This is a genomic window from Nonomuraea sp. NPDC049655 (assembly GCF_044465465.1).
Taxonomy (GTDB): Bacteria; Actinomycetota; Actinomycetes; order Streptosporangiales; family Streptosporangiaceae; genus Nonomuraea.
The window spans coordinates 310215-327658 of the sequence record NZ_JBITLS010000016.1; the positions used below are offsets into that span (position 1 = coordinate 310215).

The following is a 17444-nucleotide window of genomic DNA, read 5'->3' on the forward strand; positions in this document are numbered from 1 at the left end:
GCGCTGCTCAGAGTTTGTAGCCGGTCGCAGCGCTGATTCGTGGTGGTTGCTCTCAGGTGATGAGTAGGCGTCCCGGGTGGATGGCCGCCTGCCGGAGGGTGCGTCGTCAGCAGTTGGCTGGCGCCCATGGTTGACGGGCGTTGACGGGTGGTGGGGTGTTCGGGGGCGGGGGCGGGGGTGCGGTGGTGTCAGGCGGGGCGGATGGTTCCTCGGTAGGCGGTTCGGTAGTAGGCGGAGTTCAGGAAGTTGGTTCTTCGTACTACGTCGCCGGTTCGGGGGGCGTGGATCATGATGTTGTCGCCCAGGTAGAGCGCTACGTGGGTCGGATCGCCGGGGCCGCCGAAGAAGAGGAGGTCGCCCTTGCGTCTGGAGGCGAGGGGGACTCTGCGGCCCTGGCGGAACTGGGTGCCGGTGTAGTGGGCGAGCCTTACTCCGGCCTTGGACCAGGCGTAGAGGGTGAGGCCGCTGCAGTCGAAGCCTCTTGTGTTCGCGCCGGTGCCGACTCCGATGGTGGGGCCTCTTGAGGAGCCGCCGCCCCAGGAGAACGAGACGCCAAGCTGGGAGAGGGCGGCGGCGGCTGCGATGTCGCCCTTGTGCTTCGGGCGCTTTCTGGGTTTCTTCGGCTTCGGTTTCTTGGGGTGGTGGGGGGCCTGGCAGCGAGTGGTGGCGGTTGCTGCGGCGCCGGCGGCGGGGATGGTGATGGTGGCCCTGAGGCATGGAGTGGGGGTGGCTCTGGCGAGGGTGGGGTGGGCTCCTGTGACGGTCAGGAGGCCGCTGCTGAGGATGACCGACAGTTGGGTGACGTGGTGGCGGGTGTTCATGAATGGCTCCTTCGTCGTGATGAGGGACGGGAGCCAGGATCACCTGGGTGAAGCGGGGGCGGAGGGGCCGAACGGGGTTCTGTGGATGGGCGGGTGTTGAGCGGCTTGGGGTGTGGACAGCCGCCCGGTGCCGGGGTCTCGTGCGAGTACGGGTGGATGTGGGCCGGGCGCGCGCCTGCGCGGAAGGACAGGCGCGCCTGCGTGGAGGGCCGGGGCGCGCCTGCACGGAAAGGCGGGGGCGTGCCTGCGCGGAAAGGCGGGGGCGTGTGGGGGGCTGTGCAGGTTCGCCGCGCCGAAGCCAGGCGGACGCCCCGAGGCCGCACGTGAAGCCGACGCCAGGCGGACGCCCCGAGGCCGCATGTGACGGGAGGCGAGGCGCCTGGGGGTGTGCGGGCGTCACGGAACGCCAAAGCCCTGGGGGTGGAGGGGGTGCTCAGGTGGAGCTCGGGGGGTGGGGCTTGGGTTCTTTGAGGATGGGGATTGGGTTAGGGCTTTTGTTCGGCTATTCGGGCGAAGGAGTCGACGGTGAGTTGTTCGCCTCTGGCCGAGGGGTCCACGCCGGCGGCTCTCAGTGCCGTTTCCGCCTGGGACGGACTTCCGGCCCAGGACGCCAGGGCGGCCCTCAGGGTCTTGCGGCGCTGGGCGAAGGCGGCGTCCACGACGGCGAAGACCTCTTCCCTGGTGGCCGTGGTGGCCGGCGGTTCGCGGCGGGTCAGGGAGACCAGGCCGGAGTCGACGTTCGGGACGGGCCAGAACACCGTACGGCCGACCGGGCCCGCCCGTCGGACGTCGGCGTACCAGGCGGCCTTGACCGACGGCACGCCGTACACCTTGGAGCCGGGACCGGCGGCGAGGCGGTCGGCCACCTCCAGTTGCACCATGACCAGGCCCTTGCGCAGCGAGGGCAGCGTCTCCAGGAGGTGGAGCACCACGGGGACGGCCACGTTGTACGGGAGGTTGGCCACCAGAGCCGTGGGGTCGTGACCGGCGAGGTCGTCGAGGGAGATCTTCATGGCGTCGGCGTTGACGACCGTGAGCCGGTCGGACGGGCCGCGCTCGGCGACGGTGAGGGGCAGTTGGGTGGCCAGGACCGGGTCGATCTCGACGGCCACCACGTGCGCGGCCTCGGGCAGGAGCGCCAGGGTGAGCGAGCCGAGGCCGGGCCCGACCTCGATGACCACGTCGTCGGCCGACAGGTCGGCCACGCGGACGATGCGCCGGACGGTTCCCGCGTCGATCACGAAGTTCTGGCCTAGCTTTTTCGTGGGGCGAAGATCTAGCTTGTTCGCCAAAATACGTATTTCTGCAGGGCCCAACAGCCTCATCATCCAACCAGTCTCCCGCATCGAAGAACCTGCGATGGCGGATGGGGGAGACCTAAGGAGAGGATGGCGTGGAACAGGAAGGGACGTCCCTGATGGAGCCAACGGGCGCCGCGCCGCTCCGTCCGACCGATCTGCGGGAGATCGGGCCCTACCGCCTGCTCGGACGACTCGGCGAAGGCGGCATGGGGACCGTCTTCCTCGCCAGGGCCCCGACGGGGCGATTCGTCGCGCTCAAGGTGGTGAAGGCGGAGTTCGCCAACCAGGAGGGGTTCGCCGCCCGCTTCCACGCCGAGGTGGACAACGCGCGCCGGGTGGCGTCGTTCTGCACGGCTCAGGTGCTCGACAACGGCAACACCGGGGACGGACGTCCTTACATGGTGACCGAGTACATCGCGGGCACTCCCCTTTCCGACCAGATCGTGACTTTCGGGGCACTCGACCCGGGGCCGCTGCACGGCGTGGCGCTGGGGGTCGCCGCGGCGCTGGCGGCGATCCACGTGGCCGGGCTGGTGCACCGGGATCTGAAGCCGGCGAACGTCATCCTGTCGCTGTCCGGGCCGCGGGTGATCGACTTCGGGATCGCCAGGGCGCTGGACCGGGACACCGGGTTCACGCTCTCCGGGGAACTGCTGGGCAGCCCCGGCTGGTGGGCTCCCGAGCAGGTGCGGGGTGAGCTGGTGTCCCCGGCGGCGGACATCTTCGCCTGGGGGTGCCTGGTGGCGTACTCGGGCAACGGGCGGCATCCGTTCGGGCGGGGCGATCCCATCACGATGGCGACCCGCGTGCTGAACACGCCGCCCGAGCTGGGCGCGCTTCCCGCGCCGCTCAACGAGCTGGTACGCCGTGCCACCGCCATGGATCCCGCCCATCGGCCCACGGCCCAGGAGCTTCTGATCGCCTTGGTGGGCGGGAGCACTCCGGCTATCTCCGACAATCCGCCTACGTTGGTCGCCACGGAGATGCTGACCGACTGGGAGCCGCCGCAGAACGTCGTGGACGAGCCGGACGTCACGGCCACGTTCACGACCCCGCCGCCGAGCGACGCGACGGGCGCGCGCAACCCCGGCCCCGGGGGTGCCGCGGGCCTGGGAAGAAGATCAGGGCCTGGAGGAGACTCGGGGCTCGGAGGAGGCTCGGGGCCCGGAGCGGGGCCGGGAGCGGGGCGGCCCAAGGTGCCCGGGGCGTTCGGGGCCGACGCCGGGCCCGATGTTCGGAACGCTTCCGGAGGGGCCGCCGGCTTAGCGGGCGAGCAGGCGGGAGCGCGGCAGGCGTCCCCGGACGAACTGGCGCGGCGCGAGGAGCAGGCCGCCCGCGACGAGCTGGCCCGCTGGGAGGCCGAGGCGCAGGCCCGTCGCCAGGAGCAGGAGCGCCAGCTTGAGCAGGCCCGCCAACTGGCACGCCGGCAGTCCGCCTCGGGCGGGCAACCGGCACGGCCCCGGCCGACCACCGAGCCGCGGCCTCCCTACGAGTCGCGGCCCCCCACCGAGTCACGACCGACCACCGACACCCGGCCCGCCACCGAGTCCCAACCCTTCACCGGCCCCCGATCCAGCGCCGAGCGACGATCCACCGCCGAGCGACGATCCAGCGCCGAGCGTCGATCCGCCGCTGAGCATCGATCCGCCGCCGACTCCCGACCGGCCACGGGCTCCCGACCGGTCGCCGGGGCCCGGAGCGGCGAGGGTACGGATCCGGGCGCCCTGACGTACGCCCCCGATGAACCGGACACCCTGGGCGGCACCCGTACGAAGGGCACCCGCTGGTTGATCGCCGCCGCGGCCGCCGTCCTGGCGATCGTGGTCACCGTCACCGTCCTGATCGTGAACTCCGGCCGCACCCCCTCCTCCGTCGCCACCTCCAACAGCCCCTCCAGGGCCGTGACGAACCCGCGTCCAGGCGACGTGGGCCGCAGGTTCGCGCTGGGCGGGAACTTCGACGACCCGGTGGTGGTCGTGCCGGAGGCGCCGGAGTGCGGGTTGAAGGAGTTCGAGGGGCAAACCACCACGAAGGGGCAGCTCTGCGTGGTCCACTGGACCGTGATCAATCCAGGCGGTGAACGCCGCCGACTCGTCCGGCCGGTCGTCACCTTGGTCGACGACAAGGGCGGCGAGCACGACCCCGCCCCGGTCACCCTGCCCCCGGCCCTCCAGCCGGGCGGGCGGGTGGACGGCGCCTTCGTGTTCGACCTGGCGCCTTATCGCAAGCCCGTGAAGATGTCCGCGACCATGCTGGAGAACGGCCGACAGATCGAGGTCGCCCTGTGAGCCCCGTCCGAACGCTCCCCGCCGGCGCTTGCAAGGCGGTGGCGATGGCCGTCCTGCTCGCCGCCGGCGGCGTCCTGTCACCGCCGCCCGCCGCCGCGTCGGCGGTGGCCTGCGCCGGAGCCGCCGACTTCGACGGTGACGGCGCGGATGACGTCGCCGTGGGCGACCCGTTCGGCGACGGGCAGAAGGGGTCGGTCCACCTGCTGTCGGGCGCCAAGGTGACCCCCGTCGCCGTGCCGGGGCCGGTCAAGGGGGACGGGCTGGGCTGGTCCGTACGGCTGGCCGACGTCAACGGCGACTCCTGCGCCGACCTGCTGATCGGCGCCCCCTTCGCGGACGTGGACGGCGAGCAGGACGCGGGCAGCGTCTACGTCGTCTACGGCGGCAAGGCCGCGCCCCCGCAACGCCTGACCGCCCCGCAGCCGCAGCGGTTCGCGCACTTCGGCTGGTCGCTGGCGGCCAGGGGCGACCTGACGGTGATCGGCGCGCCCTACGAGGACGACGGCCAGATCGAGGACGCCGGCGCGGTCTACGTGCGCCAGGGCTCGGGCGCGCTGCGCCGGATCAGCCAGGAGACCGTGGACGTGCGCGGCAACAGCGAGGTCGGCGACCAGTTCGGCTGGTCGCTGGCGATCGGGCCGCGCAACGGCCTGGTCGTGGGCGTCCCGTACGAGAACGACGACGGCGCGGGACGGCAGGTCCAGGCCGGCAAGATCGACTCGGGGTCGGTGGTCTTCATCGACGACGTGCTGGCTCCCCGGATCGTGAGCCTCAAGCTCGACTCCCCCACCAAGGCCTCCGGCGACCGGTACGGCTACGCGGTCGCCTACGCCGAGGGCAACGGTTACGCCGTCAGTGCGCCCGGCCCCGGCTACGTGCAGCTCCTCGATCCGAGCAGGAAGCAGACGAGGATGCTGAAGCAGGGCGGCAGGCAGGCGTTCGGCTTCTCGATGGCCGCCTCCTCGGACGGCAGGCTGGCCGTCGGCGCGCCCTACGGCGGCGGCGTCCAGGTGTTCTCGTGGAAGAACCCGGCCGACGACCGGAAGCTCGCGACGGCCGAGGGGCTGTTCGGCTGGTCGGTGGCCTTCAGCGGGAACAAGCTCTTCGTGGGCCAGCCGGACGGGCCGCCGTACGGGAAGGTCGCGGTGGCCCCGCGCAACGCCGACGACGTGCAGTCGGTGCAACCCCCCAAGGGCAACGACTTCGGCACCGCACTGGCCGGGTGAACGGACCGGGCGAGCGGGCCGGGGCCCGAACAGGGTGGGCGAGCGGGCCGGGCGAGCGGGCCGGGCCCTGGAACAGTGCCCGGACAGAGGCCCGGACAGGGTGGCGTCAGGTGAACAGGCGGTCGCCGCAGTTGGGCCACTGGGTCTGCCACCGGCCGCCGACCCGCTGGTAGAGCAGCTGCGCCCGGTAGGTCTGCTCCTCCTCGGGCCAGGCGCTCGGCAGGCCGACGCCGCCGACAGCCTGCCACATGGGCAGACTGAACTGGTACATCCCGTAATAGGGCCCGTCGGGGTTGTACGCCCGGGGGTCGCCGCGCGCCACGCAGTCGGCCAGCGCCTGCCAGTCGAGCCGGGTCACCTCCCACGGGATCTGTACGGCTCGCGGCGGCATGACCGTGATGACCGTCCCGTCCTCGGGGAAGCTGTCGAGCGGCGGGCGCACCATGGACCCGCGCCGGACGACGACGCGCTCCTGCCTGAGCACCTGCCGGACGGTACGCGCCGTGGTGCGCGCGGCGAGCCGGGTGGCGCCCGCGACCACGTAGACCCTGCGCTCGGTGTACGCCGTGAGCGACATTCCCGACAGCGGCACCGGGCGGCCGGGCGGCGCGGACAGGCTGCCGGCCGCCGCCTCGACGTCGAGCTCGGCCAGGGCGTCCCGGACGTTGGTGGCGGTGACCAGGTGGGTCGTGGTGTGGCCGTCGAGGGTCAGCGTGATCAGGCGGGCGTGGCGCACCTCGATGGTGGAGCCGTCGGCGATGCCCTCGCTCAGGGCGGGACGCACGACGTCGCCCTGCCCCACGGACACGCCGGCCTCGCCGAGCGCGTCGGCCACCCGCGCGGCGAAGCCGCGGATCGCCACCGGCGTGCCGTCGACGACCACGACGACGTCCTTGACCAGGTACGAGGCCGCGACCAGCAGGCCGGCGGCCAGCGTACCCACGACGCACACCACCGGCGTCCACGGAGAACGCCAGGGGATCCGCGGACGCGGCGCACGCCTCCTGCCTCGCACGAACCACCTCCGGAAACGGCCAGGGACCGCCCGAACGCTAGCGGCGGCGGCGCGCCCGCCTCCACCGCTTCACGAAAAGCCGAACGGAAAGATGGTCACCACTCGCCGAAGACCGTGACTCCGTTGGTGCTGATCGCCGCGCACAACTCGTCCGGATGGACACCCTTGACCTCGGCGAGGCAGCGCAGGGTGAGCGGGATGAGGTAGGGGGCGTTGGGCTTGCCCCGGTACGGGACCGGCGGCAGGTAGGGGGCGTCGGTCTCGACGAGCATGAGCTCCATGGGGGCCACGGCGGCGGCCTCGCGCAGGTAGCCGGCGTTCTTGTAGGTGACGGGCCCGGAGAAGGACATGAAATATCCGGCTTCCACGCACTTTTTCGCCATTTCGGCGTCGCCTGAGTAGCTGTGGAACACCACCTTGTCCGGCGCGCCCTGCTCGGCCAGCACCTTCAGGACGTCGTCGTGCGCGTCCCGGTCATGGATGACCAGCGCCTTGCCGGTGCGCTTGGCGATCTCGATGTGCGCGCGGAAGCTCGCGTGCTGGTCGTCCTTGCTCGCCCAGTCGCGGAAGTAGTCGAGGCCGGTCTCCCCCACCGCGCGGACGTCGGCCTGTCCGGCCAGCGACTCGATCTCGGCCAGCACCTCGGGGGTCGCCTCGTGGGCCTCGTTGGGGTGGATGGCGACCCCGGCGTACACGCCTTCCTGCTCGGCCGCCACCTCGGCGTTCCAGCGCGAGGAGGGCAGGTCGTACCCGATGGTGACCAGCCTGGTCACGCCGACCTCGCGGGCGTCCCGCAGGATGGACCGTACGGTGGCCGCCGCCGCCTGCGCGGCCTGGGCCACCGGGTCGCCCGAGGACGCCTGCCTGTTGCCGACCATGATGTCCAGGTGGCAGTGGCTGTCGAACACCGGTGCGGAAAGCGGCTCGGGCGCGGCGGGAATCTTGCTCACGCATCTAAAGTAGCCTCCATGCGCTTCGGCATTCTCGGCAGCACCCGGGCATGGGACGCGGCCGGCGTCGACGTACCTCTGGGTGGTCCGGCCAGGCGCGCGCTGCTGGCGTTGCTGCTCGTCCGTCCGGGCGAGATCGTCAGCCAGGACCGCCTGATCGACCTCCTGTACGGCGACCGCTCGCCGAAGAACGCCCAGCACGCCCTGCACTCCCAGGTCTCCCGCCTGCGGGGCGACGGGATCCCGGTCGAGCTGACGCCCGCCGGCTACCGGCTGCCGGCGGCCCCCGGCGACATCGACGCCGGCCGTTTCCTGCACCTCGCCGACACCGGCCGCGCCACCCTCCTCGGCCACCACCACGCCGAAACCGACAGGGCGGACGACGGCCGGGCCGACGCCGCCCTGGCCGGGACGTTGTTGCGGGAGGCGCTGGCCCTGTGGCGGGGGCCCGCCTTCGCCGACCTCGACCCCGTGCACGGCGCGCCGCTGGAGGAGCGCCGCCTGGCCGCGCTGGAGGACCGCATCGAGGCCGACCTGCGCTGCGGCGGCCACCAGGGCGTCATCCCCGAGCTGGGCGAGCTGGTCCAGCGCCACCCCCTGCGCGAACGGCTGCGCGGCCAGCTCATGCGGGCGCTGCGCGCCGACGGCCGGCCGGCCGAGGCACTGGTGCTCTACGAGGAGACCCGGCGGCTGCTGGCCGATGAGCTGGGCGCCGATCCCTCCCCCGAGCTCGCCGCCCTCCACCAGTCCCTCCTGCGCGGCGCGCCCAGCACGCCCCCGGCCCCGGCCCCGGCGCAACGGCCCGGGACGGGGCCAGCGGCGGTGCCGCTGCCCGGCAGGCTCACCAGCTTCGTCGGCCGCGACGGCGACCTGGCCGAGGTCCGGACGCTGCTGGCCGCCGCCCGTCTCGTCACGCTGCTCGGCCCCGGCGGGGCGGGCAAGAGCCGGCTGGCGGTCGAGCTGGCCAGAGACCACCGCGACGCCGTCCTGGTCGAGCTGGCCCCGCTCGGCCCGGGGGCCGACCTCGCGCGAGCGGTCCTGGCCGCGCTGGGCGTACGCGACGGCGCGCTGCTGGGGGCCGCGGCGCTGGGCGCGTCCGGTGAGCCTGATCCCCTGGCCCGCCTGGTCGCGGTGCTCGCCGATCGGCCCGCCCTGCTGGTCCTGGACAACTGCGAGCACGTCGTCGGCGAGGCCGCGGCGCTGGCCGAGCGGCTGCTGTCGGCGTGCCCGGCGTTGCGCGTGCTGGCCACGAGCCGCGAGCCGCTCGCGATCACCCCCGAACACCTGTGGCCGGTACGCCCCCTCACCCCCTCCGACGCCCGCACGCTCTTCACCGACCGGGCCAAGGCCGTACGTCCTGGTTTCACCCCTGGTGAGCCGGTCGAACGCATCTGCGCCGCGCTGGACGGCCTCCCGCTGGCCATCGAGCTGGCGGCCGCCCGCATGCGTACGCACGAGGCCGGCGAGCTGGCCGAACGCCTGGCCGGTCAGGGCCGGTTCAGCCTGCGCGGCAGCCGTACGGCCGACGCCCGGCACCAGACGTTGCGCGCGGTCGTCGCCTGGAGCTGGGAGCTGCTCACCGAGCCCGAACAGGCCATGGCCATGCGCCTGACCGTCTTCTCCGGCGGGGCCACCGCGGCCGCCGCCGCGGCCGTCTGCGGCCTGCCCGAGCACCTGCTCGACTCGCTGGCCGACAAGTCGCTCCTGGAGGTGTCGGGCGGCCGCTACCGCATGCTGGAGACGATCCGGGCGTTCTGCGCCGACCGGCTCGGCGCGGAGGCCGCGACCTTCCGGCGGGCGCACGCCGCGTACTTCCTCGCCCTGGCCGAGGAGGGCGACCCTCGGCTGCGGGGCGCGGAGCAGTTGCCGTGGCTGGCCCGGTTCGCGGCCGACCACGACAACCTCCAGGCGGCGCTGCGCTGGACGGTGGAGCAGGGCGAGGTGGCGCTCGGGATGCGGCTGCTGGCCGCGCAGACGTTCTCGCTGTGGATGCGAGGCATGCGCGCGGTTCCCGCCAAGGAGGCGGCGGCCCTGCTGGAGGCGGCCGGTCCACGGCCCGATCCCGCGCTGGGGGACGCGTACCTGCTGACCCTGCTCACCGCGGCGAGCGGGCGGCGCGAGCTGTGGGAGCGCCACAAGGACGGCGCCGAGACGATGATCGCGGCGGACGGCCTGCGGAACCCGGTCGTCACCTGCCTGTGGCCGATGGTCACCTCGGCGTCGGTCGACCCCGCCGTCACGATCGCGCTGATCCGGCGCGGCGAGCGCGGCCCCGACGCCTGGGAGACGGCCGCCACCCGGCTGATCTGGGCCTACCCGCGAATGGCGGCCGGCGAGTTCGCCGCCGCCGAGGCGGACCTGAAGGCGGCCCTCCAGGGTTTCCGCGGCCTCGGCGAGCGCTGGGGCTCGGCGATGACGCTCGACGCCCTGGCCTGGCTGGCCAGCACGTGCGGCGACGAGGCCACCGCGCTGGCCCGCACCGAGGAGGCCATCACCCTGGCCGAGCAGCTCGGCGCGGAGGAGGACCTGGCCGACCACTACTGCAACCGGGGCGACTACCGCATCCGGCACGACCTGGCCGGCGCGCGGGCCGACTACGAGCGCGCGGCGGAGCTGGCCGGGCGCACGGGCGGCGCGATCCTGCCGGCGGCCCTGCGCGGCCTGGGCGACGTGGCGGTACGCGAGGGCGACCTGGTCCGGGCCCGGGAACTCTACGAGGATGCGTTGCGCCGGTCCGACCCGGTCTGGGTGAAGACGTCCGGGAACATGGCCAGGCTGCTCGTCGGGCTCGGACGGCTGGCCGCGGCCGAGGGCGACACGGCCGGGGCGCGGGCCTCCTACCTGCGGGCGATGGAGAGCACGGTCACGTCGGGCGCACTGTCGGAGAGCGTCAGGGCGATCGAGGCGCTGGCCGTGCTGGCCTTCGACGACGATCCGGCGGCGGCGGCCACGCTGCTCGGCGCCGCCGTCGCGATCCGCGGCATCGACGTGCCCGAGGACGAGCACGTCGCCGGGCTGTCGCGGCGGCTGCGCGAGGCGCTGGGCGAGCAGGCGTACGCGGAGGCGCGGCGGGCGGGCGTGCGGCTCTCCCACCGGGAGGCGCTGATGCTGGCCGGCGTCCCGGCGGAGGTCATCGACGCCTCCCCCCTGCACTCCCTCGACGACTTCCCGCTCCACGACCCGGCCTGAGCCCCGAGCAAGAAGGCGGTGAGCGGGGCCGGGGCGGCGGTGAGCGTGGGGTGAGGGGGCGGTGAGCGGGGCCCGGCAGGCTCTCGGGCATGGACATCCTGATCTCCGGCGCGAGCGTCGCCGGCCCCGCCCTGGCCCTCCACCTCATCCGCTCCGGCCACCGCGTCACCGTCGTCGAACGCGCCCCCGCCCTGCGTGAGGGCGGCTACTCCGTCGACTTCCGCGGCGAGGCGCACATGACCGCGCTGCGCGCGCTCGGCATCCTCGCCGACGTCGAGCGCCTCCAGACCCACATGGGCGACATGTCGTACGTCAACGAGTCCGGCAAGAAGCTCGCCTCCGTGCCCGGCGACCTGTTCTCCGGCGACGTCGAGATCCTCCGCGGCGACCTGGCCCGCATCCTGTACGACGCCACCAAGGACCGCGCCGAGTACGTCTTCGGCGACTCCATCACCTCCCTGGCCCAGGACGCGGACGGGGTGACGGTGACGTTCGAGCGGGGCGCGACGCGCAGGTTCGACCTCGTGGTGGGCGCGGACGGCCTGCACTCCAACGTGCGCTCGCTGGCCTTCGACGCGCCGGAGGCCGCCGTCACCAGCCACCTCGGGCTCTACTGCGCGGTGTTCACCCTCGACAACTACCTGGGCCTCGACCACACGGGCCTGCTCCACAGCACGCCCGGCAAGACGGTCGGCCTCTACAGCGCCAGGAACAACACCGAGGCCAAGGCCATGTTCTACTTCGGCTCACCGCCGCTGGAGCACGACCGCCGGGACGTCACCCGGCAGAAGGAGCTGCTGGCCGAGGCGTACCGGGGGGTCGGCTGGGAGACGCCCAAGCTGCTGCGCAGGATGTGGGACGCCGACGACTTCTACTTCGACTCCACCAGCCAGGTGCACCTGGACTCGTGGTCGCGCGGCCGGGTGGTGCTGATCGGCGACGCCGCCTGCTGCCCGTCGCCGCTGTCGGGCATGGGCACCGGCCTCGCGCTGGTCGGCGCGCACGTGCTGGCGGGCGAGCTGGCCGCGGCCGGCGGCGACCACCGGACCGCGTTCGCCCGCTACGAGCAGGAGGTGCGCGCCTACGCCACCGGCTGCCAGAAGTCGGCCGTGGGCGTCAGCAAGTTCATGGTGCCGGAGAACCGGCTGATGGCCTGGTTCATGAACCAGAACTACAAGATCATGCCGTATCTGCCGTGGAAGGGCGTGATAGCGAAGTCGGTCAGGAAGACCGCCTCCGCCATCACGCTCAAGGACTACGACCTCAGTCGGCCAGCCGGCCCAGCTCCTCTTCGACGACCTTCTGGTCGAGCTTCTTGAACAGCGGCACGGGCGGCGCGAGCGGGGTGCCGGGCTTGATCGGCCGGTGCTCCCAGCGCGCGGCGCCGTCGTACTCGCCGGTGATGACGGGGTAGGGGGCGCCGCCGTCTTCGTCGACCTCGCGGATCTCCGGCATGCCGGACCAGACGCCCTGGCCGCCGAGCATCGAGAAGACCTTGTTGGACGAGCCCGGCAGGAACGGCGTGAGCATCGTCTTGGCGTCGTCGACGACCTGGAGGGCGACGTGGAGGATCGACTTCTGCCGCTCGATGTCGTCCTTGAGCTTCCAGGGCTCCTGCTCGGCCAGGTATTTGTTGGCCTCGCGGACGACGTCGAACGCCTCGGTGATCGCGTTCTTGAACCGCGACCTGCCCAGCTCGGCGCCCACCGGGGCGAACGCGTTGCGCGAGCGCTCCAGCATGGCCCGGTCGGCGTCGGTCAGGTCGCCGGCCTCGGGCACGACGCCGAAGTTCTTGGACGCCATCGAGATCGACCGGTTGACCAGGTTGCCCCAGGCGGCGACGAGCTCGCCGTTGTTGCGGTTGACGAACTCCTGCCAGGTGAAGTCGGTGTCCTGGTTCTCGGGGCCGGCCACGGCGATGTAGTAGCGCAGGGCGTCGGCGTCGTAACGCGCCAGGAAGTCGCGCACGTAAATTACTACTTGCCTGGAGGAGGAGAACTTCTTGCCCTCCATCGTCAGGAACTCGCTGGAGACCACCTCGGACGGCACGTCGAGCGCGCCGAGCGCGCCGGGCGAGCCGCCGCGCGCGCCGATGCCGCTGTAGCCGAACAACATCGCCGGCCAGATCTCGGCGTGGAAGACGATGTTGTCCTTGCCCATGAAGTAGTAGCCGCGGGCGTCGGGGTTCTGCCACCACTGGCGCCAGGCGTCGGGGTCGCCGGAGCGCCTGGCCCACTCGATGGAGGCCGACAGGTAGCCGATGACCGCGTCGAACCACACGTAGAGGCGCTTGTTGGGCTGGTCGCGCCACCCGTCCAGCGGGATCGGCACACCCCAGTCGAGGTCGCGGCTGATCGCGCGGGGCTGGAGGTCGCCGAGCAGGTTGAGGGCGAACTTCAGCACGTTGGGCCGCCACTCGCCCTGCTTGGACTGCAGGTAGGAGCCCAGGACCTCGGCGAAGGCGGGCAGGTCGAGCATGAAGTGCTCGGTCTCGACGAAGACGGGGGTCTCGCCGTTGATGCGGCTCTTGGGGTTGATGAGCTGGATCGGGTCGAGCTGGTTGCCGCAGTTGTCGCACTGGTCGCCGCGCGCGCCGTCGTAGCCGCAGATGGGGCAGGTGCCCTCGATGTAGCGGTCGGGCAGGGTACGGCCGGTCGAGGGCGAGATCGCGCCCATCGTGGTCTTGGGGAAGATGTAGCCGTTGTCGTAGAGGCCCTTGAAGATCTGCTGCGTGACGGCGTAGTGGTTCTTCGTCGTGGTCCGGGTGAACAGGTCGTAGGAGAGCCCGAGACCGGTCAGGTCTTCGGCGATCACCCTGTTGTACCTGTCGGCCAGCTCGCGGGCGCTGACGCCCTCCTTGTCGGCCTGCACCTGGATCGGAGTGCCGTGCTCGTCGGTGCCGGACACCATCAGCACCTTGTTGCCCGCCATCCGCTGGTAGCGGCTGAAGACGTCGGACGGCACGCCGAAACCCGAGACGTGCCCGATGTGGCGGGGGCCGTTAGCGTACGGCCACGCGACGGCGGTCAAGATGTGCTGGGACATGACCTAAGCCTACGGGGCCCGGCCCCGCTCCTCGTCCAAACCCCCAACCCCCGCGCGGAAAGACGGAAGCCGGCGCCGGCACGTGGCCGGCGCCGGCTCCCACCGGGACGCGGAGGACCCTAGCGCTTGGTCTTCTCCAGGGAGACCGCCTCGGCGGCCTCCTCGGCCGCCTTGGCGGCCACGTCGATCGAGCTCTCCTTGGTACGGCGGATGCCGAGGATGCTGATGAACAGCGAGGCGAAGATCGTCTGGAAGCTCATGACGAGCGCCGTGGCGGCCGGGACGACCATGCGCAGCGACTCGCGCGGGTCGAGCGCGCCGAAGCTGCGCACCTGCCAGTGGACCAGCGACATCACCAGGCCGACCAGACCGGCCAGCGCCAGCAGGCCGCCGACCACGAGGCCCTTCTCCAGCGTCACGATGTCGATGATCTTCCGGATCCGCCGCGACTCGGGCAGGAAGCCCTCCTCGGCCGCGTAGACCTTCGTGAACACCGCGAACAGCGCCGCCTGGAAGCCGATCACGACCAGCGCCGACGACCCGACCAGGGTGTCGACGTCGAAGGCCAGCTCGCCGATCTCCACCGGCCCGAACGTCAGCGCCGTGCCCGCGATCAGGCCGAGGACCATCAGGAACACGCCGGGGTAGAAGAACAGCCACTTGGGGCTGTAGAGCAGCAGGAAGCGCAGGTGGCGCCAGCCGTCGCGCCAGGAGCGCAGGTGCGGCGGGCGCGAACGGCCGTCGGGCGAGAGCGTGGTGGGCACCTCGCGCACGTCGAGGCCGGACAGCGTGGAGCGGACGACCATCTCGGAGGCGAACTCCATGCCCCCGGTCTGGAGGTGGAGGCGCAGGATCGAGTCGCGCCGGAAGCCACGCAGGCCGCAGTGGAAGTCGCCGATGGCCGACGGGAAGAACAGCCGGCCGATGAACGACAGCACCGGGTTGCCCAGGTAGCGGTGGAGCGGGGGCATGGCCCCGGGGGCGATGCCGCCCTTGAACCGGTTGCCCATCACGAGGTCGGCGCCGTCGCGGAGCTGCTCGACGAACGGGAGCAACGAGGTGAAGTCGTAGGAGTCGTCGGCGTCGCCCATGATCACGTACTTGCCGCGGGCGGCGCGGATGCCGCCCATGAGGGCGTTGCCGTAGCCCTTCTCGTCGACGTGGACGACACGGGCACCGGCATCACGCGCGAGCTGCTGTGAGCCGTCCGTGCTGCCGTTGTCGGCGATCAGGACTTCCCCTTCGATTCCGTGCTCCTCCATGCACGCCAATGCCTTGCGCACACAGACTTCCACGGTCTCCGCCTCGTTGAGGCAGGGCATGACCACCGTCAGTTCCACGTCTCAACCCTTCAGTAATAAGGCTCTTCCAGTGAACCATCATGCCCTGTGCCCGGCGTGCTCGGGTCAAGACCTAAAAACGACTGGCATTCTTTACAGCATGGTGAGCGTCGCGGAGATTACCCCTGTGGACCACTCCGCTCCTGGCCGGGCAGCTCGCGTGCTGTCCCTCGTGCGCCGTCATCGCGTGTTCGCCGTGGCCTTCGGCGTCGGCGCCGTGCTGCGGCTGATCACCATGCTCGGTTACGGCCCGGCGATGTGGTTCAACGACTCCTACGAGTACGTCAACGTGGCGCTGCACCCCAGGCCCCACCCGATCAGGCCCGACGGCTACAGCTTCTGGCTGATGCTGCTCAAGCCGTTCCACAGCTTCACGCTCGCCATCTTCACGCAACACCTGATGGGCCTGGCCGCGGCCGCGCTCATCTACGCCCTGCTGCGCTGCAAGTTCGCGCTGCCCAAGTGGGGGGCCACGCTCGCGGCGGCGCCGGTGCTGTTCGACGCCTACCAGATCCAGCTTGAGCAGATGGTCATGTCCGACACCCTGTTCACGCTGCTGGTCGTGGGCGTGGTGACGCTGGTGCTGTGGAAGCGGCGGCTGTCATGGCGGGCCGGGATCGTGGTCGGGCTGCTGCTCGCGCTGACCTGGCTGACCCGGTCGATCGGCATGCCGATCCTCGGGCTCGTGGTGCTCTACCTGATCGTCCAGCGCACGGGGTGGCGGCCCATCGTGGCGGTCATCGCGGCGTGCGCGGTTCCCGTTCTTAGCTATATGGGTTGGTTTTCCACAAATTACGGCAAATTCGCCATGACCAACAGCGACGGGCTCATCCTCTACATGCGTACCGCGATCTTCGCCGACTGCAACGAGATGAAGATCGACAAGTACAAGGAGGTGCAGCTTCTCCTGTTGTGCATCAACGACCCGGTCAACCAGCGCAAAGACTACGCACAGTGGTATCTGTGGGGACAGGGCAACGGCGACGGCACGGGCACCGGCGAGGTCCTCCACCGGTGGGGCATCAACAAGAAGTTCAGCGGCATCACCAACGACGCGGCCAGCGCGTTCGCGACGCGGGCGATCCTGTCCCAGCCGGGCGACTACCTGAAGGTGGTCGCGCGCGACTTCTTCCGCTCCTTCCACTGGGGACGGCCGCGCTTCCCGGACGAGTCGACGTACAACATGTACCAGTTCAAGCCCTATTACGAGGTGGACGACACCGGGCGGCCCAAGCGCCTGCCGAAGTGGTCCTCCTACGGGGGCGGCCACACCGACACCGACGCGTTCAGCTACGAGCAGGGCCCGCCCGAGACCAGGATCGTCCACCCGTGGGCGGACATCATGAGCGGCTACCAGAAGATCTTCTACCTGCGCGGCATCATGCTCGGCGGCATCATGCTGATCGGCCTGTACGGCATCGTCGTCCGCTGGCGCAGGTTCGGCGGCCCGGTGGCGCTGCCCTGGCTGGGGGCGTTCGGGCTGTTGCTGGCCCCGGCGGCGACGGCCGAGTTCGACTACCGCTACGTGCTGCCGGCCGTCCCGCTGGCCTGCATCGCGGCGGCCATCACGCTGCGCAAGGGCGTCACTTGGGGGCGGCGGTCACCCAGGAGCGCATCAGCATCCGAGCCCACCACTGTGTCTGCGTGAGCGTCTCGGCCGTGAGCACCGGCTGCAGCCACCAGAAGTTGATCAGCACGATCATCGCGAACGCGCCTGCGAACGCCGCCCCGACGGCTCTGCGCGTGGGCGGCGCGTCGGCCCGGCCGAGCACGAGCCCGGCCATCAGCACGACCGCCAGCACCATGAACGGCACCACCGGCAGCATGTAGAACAGGTACATCGTGCGGTCGTCGGCCAGGGCGTAGTAGAACCAGGGCAGCCAGCCCATCGCGTACGCCAGCAGCACCGCCCCGGCCCGCCAGTCGCGGCTCCTGGCGTACAGGACGGCCGTGCCCGCCAGCGCGAGCAGCGCGCCGAACCACAGGGCGGGGGTGCCGGTCCCGTGGATCGCCTGCGCGCACGCGGAGGCCCCGCACGCCGACGGCGGCACGTCGGCGGGGTAGTAGAACGACACCGGACGGACGAGCAGCGGCCACGTCCAGGGGTCGGACATGTACTGGTGGTACTCGTGCACCCCGTTGTGGAAGGTGAAGACCTGCCACTGGTACTGGATCCATGAGCGCATGGAGTCGAACAGGAAGAAGAAGGGGCCGGAGGAGGTGGCCTGGTCCCAGTTGCGGCCGTAGCCGTTCGCGGAGGCGAACCAGC

11 protein-coding genes and 1 pseudogene are annotated in these 17444 nt (G+C 71.5%); 5 read left to right on the forward strand and 7 right to left on the reverse strand.

Annotated elements, in window-relative coordinates; genetic code table 11:
* Positions 1–188 precede the first annotated feature (188 nt).
* Both ACIBQ6_RS42260 and rsmA read right to left on the reverse strand, forming a co-directional pair.
* Positions 189–821 carry an NlpC/P60 family protein gene (locus ACIBQ6_RS42260; RefSeq protein ID WP_397218597.1) on the reverse strand — a complete coding sequence of 211 codons (633 nt, stop codon included), beginning with the start codon at positions 819–821 and terminating at the stop codon, positions 189–191.
* Positions 822–1306: 485 nt separating this feature from the next.
* Complete coding sequence (gene rsmA, locus ACIBQ6_RS42265; RefSeq protein WP_397218610.1) at positions 1307–2146, reverse strand: 16S rRNA (adenine(1518)-N(6)/adenine(1519)-N(6))-dimethyltransferase RsmA; 840 nt, start codon at positions 2144–2146, stop codon at positions 1307–1309.
* 68 nt (positions 2147–2214) lie between these two features.
* Here rsmA and ACIBQ6_RS42270 point away from each other — a divergent pair, with 68 nt between their 5' ends.
* Positions 2215–4410 carry a protein kinase gene (locus ACIBQ6_RS42270; RefSeq protein ID WP_397218598.1) on the forward strand — a complete coding sequence of 732 codons (2196 nt, stop codon included), beginning with the start codon at positions 2215–2217 and terminating at the stop codon, positions 4408–4410.
* 44 nt (positions 4411–4454) lie between these two features.
* Positions 4455–5636 (forward strand): FG-GAP-like repeat-containing protein, encoded by a 1182-nt coding sequence (locus tag ACIBQ6_RS42275; protein WP_397218599.1) that lies wholly within the window; start codon positions 4455–4457, stop codon positions 5634–5636.
* 106 nt (positions 5637–5742) lie between these two features.
* On the opposite strand, the gene ACIBQ6_RS42280 is transcribed toward ACIBQ6_RS42275, so the two are convergent.
* Positions 5743–6579: a ubiquitin-like domain-containing protein gene (locus tag ACIBQ6_RS42280; protein WP_358294588.1), complete on the reverse strand. Its 837-nt coding sequence runs from the start codon at positions 6577–6579 to the stop codon at positions 5743–5745.
* A 167-nt stretch (positions 6580–6746) separates the two neighbouring features.
* Entirely contained in the window at positions 6747–7601 is an 855-nt protein-coding gene (locus ACIBQ6_RS42285; protein ID WP_397218600.1) for a TatD family hydrolase, read from the reverse strand.
* An 18-nt stretch (positions 7602–7619) separates the two neighbouring features.
* Between ACIBQ6_RS42285 and ACIBQ6_RS42290 the strand changes: the two genes are divergently transcribed.
* Both ACIBQ6_RS42290 and ACIBQ6_RS42295 read left to right on the forward strand, forming a co-directional pair.
* Positions 7620–10790: an ATP-binding protein gene (locus ACIBQ6_RS42290; RefSeq protein ID WP_397218601.1), complete on the forward strand. Its 3171-nt coding sequence runs from the start codon at positions 7620–7622 to the stop codon at positions 10788–10790.
* Positions 10791–10879: 89 nt separating this feature from the next.
* Entirely contained in the window at positions 10880–12109 is a 1230-nt protein-coding gene (locus tag ACIBQ6_RS42295; protein WP_397218602.1) for an FAD-dependent monooxygenase, read from the forward strand.
* Here ACIBQ6_RS42295 and metG read toward each other — a convergent pair.
* Both metG and ACIBQ6_RS42305 read right to left on the reverse strand, forming a co-directional pair.
* The gene (gene metG / locus ACIBQ6_RS42300) at positions 12054–13835 is read right to left on the reverse strand and encodes a methionine--tRNA ligase (protein ID WP_358294597.1); all 1782 of its coding nucleotides are present in this window, start codon (positions 13833–13835) and stop codon (positions 12054–12056) included. The genes ACIBQ6_RS42295 and metG overlap by 56 nt on opposite strands.
* A 119-nt stretch (positions 13836–13954) precedes the next feature.
* Positions 13955–15175: a glycosyltransferase gene (locus tag ACIBQ6_RS42305; RefSeq protein WP_358294599.1), complete on the reverse strand. Its 1221-nt coding sequence runs from the start codon at positions 15173–15175 to the stop codon at positions 13955–13957.
* A gap of 160 nt (positions 15176–15335) precedes the next feature.
* Between ACIBQ6_RS42305 and ACIBQ6_RS42310 the strand changes: the two genes are divergently transcribed.
* Positions 15336–16823, forward strand: a complete 1488-nt coding sequence (locus tag ACIBQ6_RS42310; RefSeq protein ID WP_358294601.1) for a hypothetical protein — start codon at positions 15336–15338, stop codon at positions 16821–16823.
* On the opposite strand, the pseudogene ACIBQ6_RS42315 reads toward ACIBQ6_RS42310, so the two are convergent.
* Positions 16759–17444, reverse strand: a pseudogene (locus ACIBQ6_RS42315) (phospholipid carrier-dependent glycosyltransferase); the annotation flags it as partial. The gene ACIBQ6_RS42310 and the pseudogene ACIBQ6_RS42315 sit on opposite strands and share 65 nt — an antisense overlap.